Genomic DNA, 12,760 nt, shown 5'->3' on the forward strand with positions numbered 1-12,760 from the left:
TCTCTTATTCTCCTGTCTTTGCCTTGGCCATCATCGCGGTGAAGCGGTCAAACAGGTAGGCAATATCATGCGGACCTGGCGAGGCTTCAGGGTGGCCCTGGAAGCAGAAAGCTGGTTTATCAGTGCGGGCAAAGCCTTGCAGCGAGCCATCAAACAAAGACACGTGAGTGACGCGGCAGTTGGCAGGCAAAGTCGCAGCATCGACTGCAAAACCGTGATTTTGGGAAGTAATCAATACCTGTTTGGTATCCAGATCCTGCACAGGATGGTTGGCACCGTGGTGGCCGAATTTCATCTTGAGGGTTTTGGCACCAGATGCCAGCGCCATGATTTGATGACCGAGGCAGATACCAAAGGTAGGGATACCCTTCTCTATCAATTCTTTAGCAGCAGCAATCGCATAATCGCAAGGCTCAGGGTCGCCTGGGCCATTCGACAAAAACACGCCATCCGGGTTCAGCGCCAGCACATCGGCAGCGCTGGATTGCGCAGGCAATACCGTGACCTTGCAGCCGCGCTCTGCCAGCATGCGCAGGATATTGCGCTTGACGCCAAAGTCGAAAGCGACGACGTGGAATTTCGGATTTTCCAACTGACCATAACCTTGGCCCAGCACCCACTCAGCCTCAGTCCAGTTGTAAGCCTGTTTGACAGAAACAACCTTGGCCAGATCCATGCCAGACAGGCCAGGGAAAGACTTGGCCAGTGCGATGGCTTTTTCAGCATCAGCACCTACCAGGATAGCACCGCCCTGGGCACCTTTTTCACGCAAAATACGTGTCAGCTTGCGGGTATCAATACCAGCAATAGCAACGATGTTTTGGGATTTGAGATAATCAGAGAGGGTTTGTTCAGAGCGGAAATTCGATACCAGCAAAGGCAGGTCTTTAATGATCAAACCAGCTGCATGGATTTTGTCAGACTCTACGTCTTCGGCATTGACGCCGGTATTACCAATATGCGGATACGTCAGGGTAACGATTTGGGAACTATAACTGGGGTCAGTCAGAATTTCCTGGTAACCGGTCATTGAGGTATTGAAGACAACTTCACCTATAGTTTGACCGGCAGCGCCAATCGAATATCCAGTGAAAATGCTTCCATCGGCGAGAGCAAGTATAGCGGTGTCCTGGCCGGAACGAAGAAGGGACTGCGGAATGGGCAGCAAGGGCAACTCCTGTATTGTTACCGCCGCTGCGACGCCCCAAGCTGTCGTTTCCCTGGCCGCGCAAAAATTGCCGCGTGGCCTGGAAAGATGATGGAGCGATGTGAATTTGGGTAGGCGCTACGGCGAGATTTCGGATTAGTTAAACCCTCGAATTATAGCGCGAAACGGCCTATCAGGCAAATACGAAATACCTGATAGGCCGTCATTTCCAGCAAATTCAAAAGTAGTACGAGCGTTCGTTTGCCATGTTTTCAATTCCCTCTTCAAAAACAGGCATGCAAATGCACCACTACTGACTACAATTACAGACCCAGTGCCGCGATACCTGCTTTTGCAATTTGCGCATCTTCAGCCGATTTAACACCTGACACGCCAACGGCACCAACGCACTGACCTTCAACAATAATAGGTACACCGCCTTCGAGCATACCCTCAATGAAAGGCGCGCTCAGGAAGGAATAACGGCCATTATTGATAATATCTTCATAGATCTTGGATTCGCGTTTGCCCAGTGCCGCAGTCGTTGCCTTGGCTGGTGCGATGTGCGCAGAAATAGGTGCCACGCCATCAAGGCGCTGCAACCACATCAGATGACCACCATCGTCAACTACTGCAATCACGACAGGCCAGTTATTGGCCTTGGCTTCCGCCTCTGCTGCTGCAGCAATTTTCTTGACATCATCCAATGTCAACACAGGTTTTGTTTGCATAAATACCTCTCCATTAAAGTCAGCAGGATTGTACGCCAAGCAATTGCGCTTAGGTATACAAACAGTTTTAACCAATTTGAAGATAGATAAAAATTATCATTTATACAAATTCATGTAGCAAAATTGCCTGCATGGCAAGTCAACAGCTGAAACTTATTGTTACGTAGAAATATTCCTGAAAGGTTTACATTTTTTCTGAGTTCGCTTACAGTTGACCGGTTTTTCCAACCAGGTGCAAAGATGCTAATAACCGTTTCCAGACTATCAAGGAAAGCCAAGTTAGTGCTTATCTCGACTATGCTGTTCGCAGCAGCAACCAATCCAGCCTGGAGCGCAGACAATCCCTTCCCCGAATCATCGACCGCCTACACCAAACTCCAGGAAATCAAGCAACGCGCATCCGACCTCACCGTCAAAGCCATGGATTTAATGGGCATACGCTATAAGCGCGGCGGCAACTCACCAGAAAATGGTCTCGATTGCAGTGGCTTCGTACGTTATGTATTCAAGGATGTAATTGGCGCAAATTTACCGCGCACTTCAGCAGAAATCAGCAAAGTTGGTGAACACGTAGAACAAAAAGACTTACAGCCCGGTGATCTGGTTTTTTATAACACGCTCAAACGCGGCTTTTCTCATGTAGGCATTTATCTGGGTGATAACAAGTTCATCCACTCCCCTTCAGCAGGTGGCCAGGTCAGGGTAGAAAGCATGGACATCGCTTACTGGAAAAAACGCTTTAATGGCGCACGCCGCATCAATGATGATGAAGTCAAATAATCTATCAATCTGGCAAATAATATAAAAAAGCTAAATTATTTAGCGACAAGCATTAAATACAAAATAAAAAAAATAAAGGCAGAGCATAGATTGCTCTGTCTTTATTTTTTATCTACCCAACTGCAGCAAACCGGCGATCAACGCTCCTGCATTGCTTTAATCTTTTGCTTAATTTCAGGCATTAAGGCCATTGCTGCTTTCTCGCCCGCCAGTATGGCCAGGTTACGGCCATTGAAATCATTCCCCTTCATGCCAGGCAATTCTGGACGAATAACTATCTCAGCCTGTTTCAATTCAAACTGATTAATGCTTTGCCCCATGATGGCCACGGTTTGCAACAATATATCCAGAGTGGCATTTGATACCAGGGCTTCTGGTGGAGAGGAAATATTGACGGCAATAATCAGATCAGCCCCCATTTCACGGGCAAAGCGAACTGGCACTGGAGATACCAGGCCGCCGTCAACATACAGGCGATCATTGATTTTCACAGGCTGGAATACGCCAGGCACAGCAGATGAAGCACGTACTGCCGCACCAGTATTACCGCGCTGGAACAGCACCGCATGGCCAGTTGCCAAATCAGTCGCGACAGCACCAAAAGGTTTGCGCAATTTTTCTATCGGCGCTTGCACCACCAGACGGTTGACATAGGCCTGCAAAGCATCGCCCTTCAATACGCCACTGGATTTTGAAAACAAGGGCAAGGACCAGTCAGAGATGGTAGCTTCATCCATATCAAGCGCCATTTTTTGCATGGCAAAACCATTGTTACCAGCTGCATACATGGCACCCACGACACTGCCCGCACTGGTGCCAACCACGATATCAACATTGATGCCCTGTGATTCCAGCGCCTTGATGACACCGATATGGGCAAAACCGCGCGCTGCACCCCCACCCAGTGCCAGACCTATACGCAAAGGCTTCAGCGTCTTTGCTACCGGTATGGCAGGCGCGGCAGATGGTGTAACTTGCTGAGGGGAAGTATTACAGGCTGACAAACCAAAAGCGAATAATACTGGCGCGATCAGGCGAGCCAGAACTGGTTTATTGCAAGCAAACAAAGAAGGAATTCGGGAAGAGAAATGCGGCATGTGATTTCTGAGTGTATGAATAAATAGTGCATTTTCCCCAAACCTTTAGGGATATCTTGCAGGTGCGTGATTATATTTCCAAAAACACTGCAACACAGAATTCACGGCGGAAAAATAGTAAGAAATTAATACAGGCTCAATCAAAGAAAGACTTTCCTGCTTCATTTCTTTGACCAAAATTAGATCAACATCATAAAATCGTGATACACATAATTCGATTATATATATGTCATGCTATAGAAATAATTAGTATTGATAATGCCGCACTTGCTATCCACTTATCAACAAATGCGCCTGCCAGATCCAGCGCCATGATGATGGCAATACTCAATATCTGATGCCCTTACTGAAAGATTTGCATGAAAAAAATTTCCTGGTTACCGCCACTGACGCCAATTGCAGCACTGATCGCCATTGCCCTGGCAGGCTGCGGCAGTAGCAATCCTGCGACAACAACCAATGTGGTGCCCGTAGTTGACCCTAACAGCATCCCCGAGGGAACGGTCGTCAAACTGGCCCTGCTGGAAACCACCGATATTCATCAAAACATCCTCAGCTACGATTACTACGGCTTGAAAGCAGACACCAGCCTGGGCCTGGAAAGAACAGCTGCCCTGATCAAAGAAGCCCGCGCTGAAAACCCCAATAATATTTTGCTCGATGACGGCGATGTCATCCAGGGCACCCTGCTCGGTGATTACCAGGCATTGGCCGCACCAGTCACTTGCAGTGGCACGCTGGCCATTTACAAGGTCATGAATGCACTGAAGTATGATGGTGCTGGCCTGGGTAACCATGAATTCAATTACGGTCTGGGCTTTTTGAGCCAGATCACCAATACCGACTTTGGCTTGCCAGATGTCAGCAAAGCTGGCACCTGCGGCGCACCCAACTTCCCCCTGGTTTTATCGAATGTAGTCGGCGCTACTAGCCAGAAACCTATCTTCAATCCTACGTCCATCATCAACAAACAATTCGTTGCGACCAAGCCTGATGGCAGCAGCATGAATGTCAAACTTAATGTTGGCATCATGGGCTTTGTGCCGCCGCAAATCATGGACTGGGATCAAAAGTCTTTAGCCGGCAAAGTTGTCGTCAATGGCGTGCAAGAATCTGCCAATAAATATGTACCTGAGCTGCGTGCAAAAGGGGCAGACCTGGTCGTCGCGCTGTCCCATGGCGGACTGGATGCATCGCCATATAGTCCAAAAATGGAAAACGGCAGTCTGCACCTGAGCACAACTGGTATAGATGCGCTGATGCTGGGCCACGCCCATTTGATCTTCCCTGCACCCAAGGAAGTTGGTGCACCAGCCATCGATGCCTCATTAGCCGCCCTGCCCGCTGCCATTGTGGATACTAAAAAAGGCCTGGTGAATGGCGTGCCTGCAGTTATGGCACAAAGCTGGGGTCGTCGCCTTGGCATTATACAAATGACGCTGAAATACCAAAGCGGTAAATGGGTAGTGCAAAAAGACCTGACCAATGTAGAAGCGCGCGGCTTCAAATATAAAGATGGCACCAACATCATTGATGCCGATGCCTCCATCGCACCATTGGTTGATACCGAACACAAAGCTACCATCAACTATGCGACACAGCCTTTGGGCACGACAACTGACTTTGAAATGTCCGCTTACTTCTCATTGGTCGGCGATGTATCTGCCATACAAATCGTCAATCAGGCGCAAATCGATTATGTGAAAAACTTTATCGCGACTTCGAATGATGCGACGATAGCCAGCTACAAATCCATCCCCGTCATTTCATGCAGCGCGCCATTCAAGGCAGGCCGCAATGGGCCGACAGATTTTACAGACGTAGCGCCAGGTGCCAGCCCGACATCACCATTTGGTTTGCAAGTACGCAACCCAGGTGATCTGTACCTGTATGGCAATAACAACCTGCAAGCCGTCAAAATCAAGGGTTCTGATCTGAAGAACTGGCTGGAAACAGCAGCAAAACAATTTGGCCAGATAGACCCTGCACTGACGACCGAGCAAGATCTCGTGCCTACTTATTCAACCATCTATAACTACGATGTGTTCTATGCAGACAATAATGCCCTGCTCTACCAGATTGATGTTACCCAGCCAGCAGGCAAGCGTATCGTCAACCTGACATATGCAGGCAAGTCCATAGGCGACAATGATGACTTCATCGTTGCCACCAATGATTATCGCGCGGGCGGTGGCGGCAACTTCCCTGGCATAGATGGCAGCAAAACCATCATCAAATCACCAGATGCCAATCAGGCTGTGGTCAGCAATTTCGTCAAGAAGCAAGGCAAAATCACCAGCGCGGCCAACGGCACTGGCCAGAGCTGGAGTTTTGTCAAAGTAGCAACCAAAGGGCCGGTCATTTTGCGCTCCACGCCAGGCAAAATAGCGGTAGCACAAGCCTTGGGCCTGAGCCGCGTTAAATCTGAAGGTGCACTGGATGCCAGCGGCTTTGCCAAATATGCGATAGATTTGAGTAAATAAGCATTTGCAAAAACCCGCAATGGATAAACCTGCACTTCTACTAGAAGTGCAGGCCTACGTTCTTGAGCAAACCATGTTGAACAAATTAAAAATCACTGCAGGTATTTTATTGATCTGCAATCTGGGTGCCTGCGCACCCGTACCAACCACGGCAGAAGTTGAATCTGCTGGCATACAGGCTCTGCATGCACAATTGCCTGCTGCCATTGCCTCGCTGGAAAAATGGGCGAATGCAGGCAATATCGTGGCTCAGCGCGAATTGGGTCTGGCCTATGCCATCAAGCCTGAACAGCAAGCCTTGGCCCTGCACTGGCTGGAACAGGCAGCCAGCAATCAGGGGGGCGATGCTGAAGCCCAGTTTCAACTGGCAGAAGCTTATTATAAAGGCCGCCTGGGCTTAACGAAGGATGAGCAACGCGCCTGGAAATTATACGAGGCCGCGGCCAACCATCAATATGGCAAGGCCAGCTTCATGCTCGCGCGCATGGCTAAATATGGTCAGGGTACGCAGCAAGACCTTGCTGCATCTGTGAAATGGCTGACAAAGGCCAGTGAGCAAGGCAATGCCCAGGCCATGTTCCTGCTATCAAATGCCTATGCCGCTGGTGAAGGCATCAAACAAGACCAGGCCATGGCCAGAAAATGGCTGGAAGAATCAGCAGAGCTTGAATACCCCGTCGCCATCCAGGCCCTGGCCATGGAACTGGAAAGCGGCAGCAAGCATGTAGAGAAAGACCCGCTGAAAGCCAGGCACTTAATCAAGGAAGCATCGGATGAACGACTCATGCGCTGGAACCGCTATCAATAAATAGCGACTCAGTGCCTCGTCAATGCATCCTCAACGTCGCCTCAATGTCGCCTGTGCGTGACATCCATGCCCACGCCGCGGTATCCTGCAAAGCGACTGGCAGAGTCAAAGAATGGCTCACCACTGACTTGCAGATATTGTATCGTGCCGTCGGGCTTGCAACGGCGGTAGATGAAATCCAGGAATGGCCGCCGATTGGCGATATTATCATCAAGCTGCTCACGCTCATCCACGTCCCAGCCTTCCATGCCCTTGGGTGCGGTACCCAGCATATCTTCTGCCTGTATCCCCAGCATCTCAAATACTGGCCCTGATACATTGGTGAAATTACCAAACTGATCCTGCTCCCAATACCAGTCAGACGACAGTTGGGTAAAGCTTTTGAAGCGCGCTTCGCTGGCACTTAGTTCTGCTGTGCGCTCCAGCACGGTTTGCTCCAGACGTTTATTGTAAGTATCCAGTTGTTGATACAGCAAGCGTACTTCCAACATATTGTGTATGCGCGTCTGTACCTCTTGCAGATCAAAAGGCTTGCTGACAAAGTCCTTGGCGCCGGCCTGCAAGGCGCGCAGCTTATGCCCGGGTTGGGCAGTGATCACCAGCACTGGCAAATACGCATCAGCAGCAATATTTTTTAATTCTTCCATGACTTCAAAACCATCCATGCCGGGCATTTGCAGGTCCAGCAATATCAGATCGTAATTATGTTCAATATGCAGGGCGCAAACGGTACGGGCATCCATCGTGGTGGTGATAGAGGTATAACCAATGTTACGCAGCATTTGCTCCAATAACATGACATTAGCTTTTTGATCGTCAACGATCAGGATGCTGGCCTTGAGAATTTCGACTGCTTCAAGCATTTCATTCTTTCAAAATCGTTGCGCCGCCATTTTATAATTCAGGCACATTTTCACGAGTCCTGGTATCCAATTCACCTTTATTGCGATCCAAACCGTGCTCCTTGGCATAATGCAGTGCCAGATCCAGCGCATCCATAAACTCATTGACCTTGATGGGTTTGGTCAGGTAACGGAAGAAGCCTGCATCCAGACCCTTTTCTATATCGCGCTGCATGGCATTTGCAGACAAGGCCATGACAGGTATATGTGCCGTCAGCGGATCATTTGCCAATATCTTGAGCGCACCAAAACCACTGAGGCCAGGCAAATTAATATCCATCAAGATCACATCTGGCTTGCATATTTGCGCAGTACTAATGCCCAGATGCGCATCGACAGCGGTCAGCAGTTTGAGGTCACTACGGCGGGCAATCAATTGCTCCACCAGTGCCAGGTTGGCAGGATTATCTTCCACATATAAAAGGCTGCGTTGTGATGAAGCCCAGGCTGGCATTTTGCCTGCTGATTGCTCCATCATCAATTCATCGTGATCGTCCTCATGCAATGCTGGGGCCAAAGCCAGTGCTAGCTCTATCCAGAATACGCTACCAACACCAACACTGCTTTCAACGCCAATCACGCCACCCATCAGCTCGATCAGCTGCCTGGTGACGACCAGGCCGATGCCGGTGCCCTCTTCATTGCCTGCATCCTGCCCCAGTCGATTAAAAGGTTGAAACAACTGGCCGAGCTGTTCAGGTGACAGGCCCTTGCCGGCATCCTTGACACTGATACGTATGCGGTTCTCGCCATGCACGGCATATTCAACCGTTACCGAACCTTCATCCTGATTGTATTTAATCGCGTTAGACAGCAAATTCACCATGACCTGCTTAAGTCTGGTGCGGTCTGCAAGCACGTATAGAGACTCGTCCATGACTGGAAAAATCATGGCGATGCCGCGGGTCTGTGCTTGCGGCTCGATCATGGACTGGCAGTCCAGCAAAACGTCGGCAAGCAGGATGGATTCTTTTGAAATACTGACCTTGCCAGACTCTATCATCGCCAGGTCAAGAATTTCATTGATCAAGCGCAGCAGATACCAACCGGCTTGCAATATCTGGTCTATTGACAATTTTTGATTATCAGACGGCGGCGGATTATCTGAGGCCATCAATTGCGCAAAACCAAGTACTGCGTTCAAAGGAGTACGCAATTCATGGCTCATGCTGGACAAGAATTCTGATTTGGCCAGATTCGCTTTTTCAGCCACTGCCTTGGCCAATTCCAGTTCTATATTGTTATTCTGCAGTCTTTGTTCAAATAATTTATATTCAGTCACATCGCGGGCAGATGCAAATACGCCCTGCAATTTGCGCTCTCTATCATAGATGGTGCTGGCGTTATAGGAAATTTCAGTTTCCTTGCCGTCTTTTGCTATCGCAGTCAGCTCACAATTGCTGACCTTACCGCTTTGCAACGCCTGCTTCATTGCCAGCTCGGCTGCTGCAGGTTCAGTAAAATAATTTTTGAACGGAGCACCGATCAGTTCATCACGTGTGCATCCAGTGATCGCTTCCATTTGATGATTGACATCGCTGATAACACCATTCAAGTCTGTCGTGATCAGTGCATCAATATTGGCTTCAATCAAAGAGCGCGTATAAAACTGTTGCTCACGTAAACGCTGGTCCAGCAAGGCCTGCTCTGCTTCTACTTGCTTGCGGGCAGTGTTATCTGTGCCTATCAAGAGGCTACCTATGACTACATCTTGTGCATCGCGCAAGGCAGTAACAGAAACAATTGCTTGTAAACGACTGCCATCACGACGGATATAGGTCAGCTCATGAATATCTTCAAGACTGCGCATGGCCTTAAAGATCAAGGCATCGAAACCCAGGGCGACCGGAGTATTGAACTCGACACTTAGCGCCGCTGCCCTGGCAGCCAGTTCATCAGCATCAGAGATATCAGCAGGACTGATCTGATTAACCACGTCGGCAGCGTCATATCCCAGCATATGCTCAGCACCGACATTGAAAATCTGGATAAGCCCCTGCGCATCAGTAGCAATAATGGAAAAATTCTGACTATTAAAGATGGCATCTTGCAAAGCGCCCATCTTCAGTAAAACTTCACGTACCTTGAGTGAGGTTTCTTCTCCTGCCATGCGGCCCAGCGTAGCGCGGCGTATCTGTAAAGCCCATAACAATAAAAATACCAGCAAAAACCCAACGCTGCCAACCACCAGCTTGATGCGAAATGCTGCTTTTAACTTGCGCTCATCAAGCAAAACCTGTTCATCGACTATCGCCTCAGCCAAAATATTCTGCACTTTGGAAGATGCCAGCAAACCTGCATTAAAGCCGGCGCGGCTAGCAGCAAAGCCAAGCGCCTCAAATTGTTTTTGGCTTCCATGCATGATGGTAATTCTCTCATCCACTGCCTTTTGCAATTGCGGTATGCGTGTTTGCTGTGAAAGATTATCCAGCGTCAAACCATGCAAGTGTTGAATGACTATCGCCAGTTCATCGAGCCGGGCATTTCGCTGACTGATAAAGCTTTCTTCTTTCGTCAAAAAATAGGCTTTTTGTGCATTCTCTGCCTCAGACAGTTTGACACTCAACTCATTGAGGTCATCAATCACTTTGCGGGTATGATCTATCGATTTGACTGCATCAAAAGGTACGGCGATATTCCAGGCAATTCCACCTATCATCAGCAAAGCCAGCAAGGTAATGCCAAAGCCGATCAAGGTAAGACGCTCTACCGAGATTGCCTTCATATAATTTCATTCACAGCAATCCTTCAATAAATTTCAAAATTCATATCAGCACTTACAAGCCTATGTTGCCCAATATGTTGCTCTGTACAGCACCTGTTTTTCTGACGATGGTGGCTGGCGCAGGTATGAATTTACCCTGGCGTTGCAAGACATCAGACAGCAAACGGGCAAATTCTTTCTTGACCACCCCATAGCATTCACATACATGCTCTTCCAGCCCCGCCCTGTCAACCACAGTGATATGCCCGCGGCGATAGCTGATAAAACCGTAGTTTTGCAATTTACCGGCAGCCTCAGTCACCCCTTCACGCCGCACCCCCAGCATATTGGCAATCAACTCCTGCGTGATGGTCAGGTCATTACCAGACATACGGTCCAGGGTCAGTAATAGCCAGCGACAGAGTTGCTGCTCAACGGTATGGTGACGGTTGCATACTGCGGTTTGCGACATTTGCGTAATCAAAGCCTGGGTATAGCGTAGCAATAAGCGCAAGACTGGCCCGGCACGATTAAATTCTTCCAGCAAGATATGCGCTTTCAGGCGATAACCCTGACCACCGGTTTGGATGATTGCACGGCTAGGCGTCGTATCGCCACCCATGAACAGCGAAATGCCGACCAGACCTTCATTGCCAACACCGGCAATTTCTGAAGAGCCACCGTTTTCCAGCAAATAATGCAATGACACTATCGCAGTGACTGGGAAATACACGTACTGTAACTTGCCGCCCGACTCATATAAAACATCGCCCAGCAACATGGACACCAGTTCCAGATGGGGTGCAAGGCGATCAAATTCTGTATCCAGTAATGCTGCCAGCAAATGGTTTTGATTCGGGTCTATCTGATTGCCCATATCGAATTCCTGCGTAATGTAGAATGAAGGACAAGGCACAAAACCCACCCAGAAAAATCTGTTCAGCATGCCCGCGCCTGACTCTATGGCATTAGTGCCTCTAGTGTCTGTTCGATATCACACATATAGAATAAATAATGCAAAGAAAACTCAGCGGCTGTCACTGCTCAGTTTTTGCTTTTGGCATCGACAATCTTATTTCGCCTTTGAAGTAGAAGCTGCACTATGGCAGCATCAAGAAAATACTTATGTACGCTAGCGTACATACAGTTGCAAATACAGTCGCAAATTCGCCGCAAACCACACATTTTTCAGACATTGATCTGACTATACGGTATCTGGCTTCAATATTTGAAAGGGAGTTCATTGACGACTATGCTCAGACAGCAATGACGCTAATCATTTTTTTGATCCAGACCAGCATGTACCGTAACCGGGCGCTGCACCTCGGCACGCCGGTCTGACTCACCCAGCACATGCAATGGGTCGCCATGCGGTATGTCAGCAAGCAGGCGATCAAATTCCAGTTTGACGACGGCATAGCATTCACAAACTACTTTCTCCAGCCCGGGGCGATCCATGACATCAATACGCCCGCGGCTGTACCGTATCAAACCCAGTCTTTGTATATTGCCCGCCGCAGCTGTCACGCCTTCACGCCTGACACCCAGCATATTGGCAATCAACTCCTGGGTCATGGAGATAGAATCTGAAGGCAGCCTATCAAGACTCAGTAATAGCCAGCGGCAAAACTGCTGCTCGATAGAATGGTGACGATTACAGACTGCGGTTTGCGTCATCTGCGTAATCAGTGCCTGGGTATAGCGCAATAACAGACGCAAGAAAGGCCCGGCACGATTGAATTCATCTTTCAGAAATTGTGCCTTGAGGCGATAAGCATGACCTGCACACTGCACCACTGCCCTGCTGGGTGTAGTTTCACCGCCCATGAACAAGGAAATACCGAGTATGCCTTCATTACCGACGATAGCGATTTCAGCAGAAGCACCATTTCCAAGCACATACAGCAAGGAAACGATGGAGGTGGTGGGGAAATAAACATGATTCAAGGTGCCGCCAGACTCATATAAGACTTGTCCCACGGGCATTTCCACCCATTCAAGGTGCAGGGCAAGGCGCTCAAATTCAGCTTGCGGCAAGGCGGCCAGCAAATGATTTTGCAGAGGATTGTGCGTGTTGGTCATGTATGAGGCCCTGAACTGCCGACTTG

10 protein-coding genes are annotated in these 12,760 nt (G+C 48.9%); 3 read left to right on the forward strand and 7 right to left on the reverse strand.

Annotated features, from left to right (window positions below; all coding sequences use genetic code 11):
• Window positions 1-4 precede the first annotated feature (4 nt).
• Window positions 5-1,159 (reverse strand): glutamine-hydrolyzing carbamoyl-phosphate synthase small subunit, encoded by a 1,155-nt coding sequence (carA, locus tag DFR42_RS05205; protein ID WP_110254250.1) that lies wholly within the window; start codon window positions 1,157-1,159, stop codon window positions 5-7.
• Between the two features lie 311 nt (window positions 1,160-1,470).
• Window positions 1,471-1,878, reverse strand: a complete 408-nt coding sequence (locus tag DFR42_RS05210; RefSeq protein WP_110253843.1) for a GlcG/HbpS family heme-binding protein — start codon at window positions 1,876-1,878, stop codon at window positions 1,471-1,473.
• 297 nt (window positions 1,879-2,175) lie between these two features.
• Between DFR42_RS05210 and DFR42_RS05215 the strand changes: the two genes are divergently transcribed.
• A complete protein-coding gene (locus tag DFR42_RS05215; protein ID WP_245936865.1) occupies window positions 2,176-2,658 on the forward strand; it encodes a C40 family peptidase in 483 nt (160 codons plus the stop codon).
• A gap of 137 nt (window positions 2,659-2,795) precedes the next feature.
• Here DFR42_RS05215 and DFR42_RS05220 read toward each other — a convergent pair whose 3' ends face one another.
• Window positions 2,796-3,755, reverse strand: a complete 960-nt coding sequence (locus DFR42_RS05220; RefSeq protein ID WP_110253845.1) for a patatin-like phospholipase family protein — start codon at window positions 3,753-3,755, stop codon at window positions 2,796-2,798.
• A gap of 359 nt (window positions 3,756-4,114) precedes the next feature.
• Here DFR42_RS05220 and DFR42_RS05225 point away from each other — a divergent pair, with 359 nt between their 5' ends.
• Entirely contained in the window at window positions 4,115-6,238 is a 2,124-nt protein-coding gene (locus DFR42_RS05225) for a bifunctional 2',3'-cyclic-nucleotide 2'-phosphodiesterase/3'-nucleotidase (RefSeq protein ID WP_110253846.1), read from the forward strand.
• A 73-nt stretch (window positions 6,239-6,311) separates the two neighbouring features.
• Window positions 6,312-7,046, forward strand: coding sequence for a tetratricopeptide repeat protein (locus DFR42_RS05230; RefSeq protein ID WP_170133416.1), 735 nt, complete (start codon window positions 6,312-6,314; stop codon window positions 7,044-7,046).
• A 41-nt stretch (window positions 7,047-7,087) separates the two neighbouring features.
• Here DFR42_RS05230 and DFR42_RS05235 read toward each other — a convergent pair whose 3' ends face one another.
• From DFR42_RS05235 to DFR42_RS05250, 4 genes are all read right to left on the reverse strand, one after another.
• On the reverse strand, window positions 7,088-7,909 hold the full coding sequence (locus DFR42_RS05235) for a response regulator (RefSeq protein ID WP_110253848.1): 822 nt from the start codon (window positions 7,907-7,909) through the stop codon (window positions 7,088-7,090).
• Window positions 7,910-7,940: 31 nt separating this feature from the next.
• A complete protein-coding gene (locus tag DFR42_RS05240) occupies window positions 7,941-10,673 on the reverse strand; it encodes a PAS domain S-box protein (protein WP_110253849.1) in 2,733 nt (910 codons plus the stop codon).
• A gap of 52 nt (window positions 10,674-10,725) precedes the next feature.
• Window positions 10,726-11,529 (reverse strand): Crp/Fnr family transcriptional regulator, encoded by an 804-nt coding sequence (locus tag DFR42_RS05245; RefSeq protein WP_110254251.1) that lies wholly within the window; start codon window positions 11,527-11,529, stop codon window positions 10,726-10,728.
• 395 nt (window positions 11,530-11,924) lie between these two features.
• Window positions 11,925-12,734, reverse strand: a complete 810-nt coding sequence (locus tag DFR42_RS05250) for a Crp/Fnr family transcriptional regulator (RefSeq protein ID WP_110253850.1) — start codon at window positions 12,732-12,734, stop codon at window positions 11,925-11,927.
• Between the last annotated feature and the right edge of the window lie 26 nt (window positions 12,735-12,760).

The sequence above is a fragment of the Undibacterium pigrum genome, assembly GCF_003201815.1.
Lineage (GTDB): Bacteria > Pseudomonadota > Gammaproteobacteria > Burkholderiales > Burkholderiaceae_D > Undibacterium > Undibacterium pigrum.

What these genes read in the sequence shown, in the direction of transcription:
- DFR42_RS05210 (WP_110253843.1), bottom strand. Translation starts at nt 1,878, where the DNA reads ATGCAAACAAAACCTGTGTTGACATTGGATGATGTCAAGAAAATTGCT.
- DFR42_RS05215 (WP_245936865.1), top strand. Translation starts at nt 2,176, where the DNA reads ATGCTGTTCGCAGCAGCAACCAATCCAGCCTGGAGCGCAGACAATCCC.
- DFR42_RS05220 (WP_110253845.1), bottom strand. Translation starts at nt 3,755, where the DNA reads ATGCCGCATTTCTCTTCCCGAATTCCTTCTTTGTTTGCTTGCAATAAA.
- DFR42_RS05225 (WP_110253846.1), top strand. Translation starts at nt 4,115, where the DNA reads ATGAAAAAAATTTCCTGGTTACCGCCACTGACGCCAATTGCAGCACTG.
- DFR42_RS05230 (WP_170133416.1), top strand. Translation starts at nt 6,312, where the DNA reads ATGTTGAACAAATTAAAAATCACTGCAGGTATTTTATTGATCTGCAAT.
- DFR42_RS05235 (WP_110253848.1), bottom strand. Translation starts at nt 7,909, where the DNA reads ATGCTTGAAGCAGTCGAAATTCTCAAGGCCAGCATCCTGATCGTTGAC.
- DFR42_RS05240 (WP_110253849.1), bottom strand. Translation starts at nt 10,673, where the DNA reads ATGAAGGCAATCTCGGTAGAGCGTCTTACCTTGATCGGCTTTGGCATT.
- DFR42_RS05245 (WP_110254251.1), bottom strand. Translation starts at nt 11,529, where the DNA reads ATGGGCAATCAGATAGACCCGAATCAAAACCATTTGCTGGCAGCATTA.
- DFR42_RS05250 (WP_110253850.1), bottom strand. Translation starts at nt 12,734, where the DNA reads ATGACCAACACGCACAATCCTCTGCAAAATCATTTGCTGGCCGCCTTG.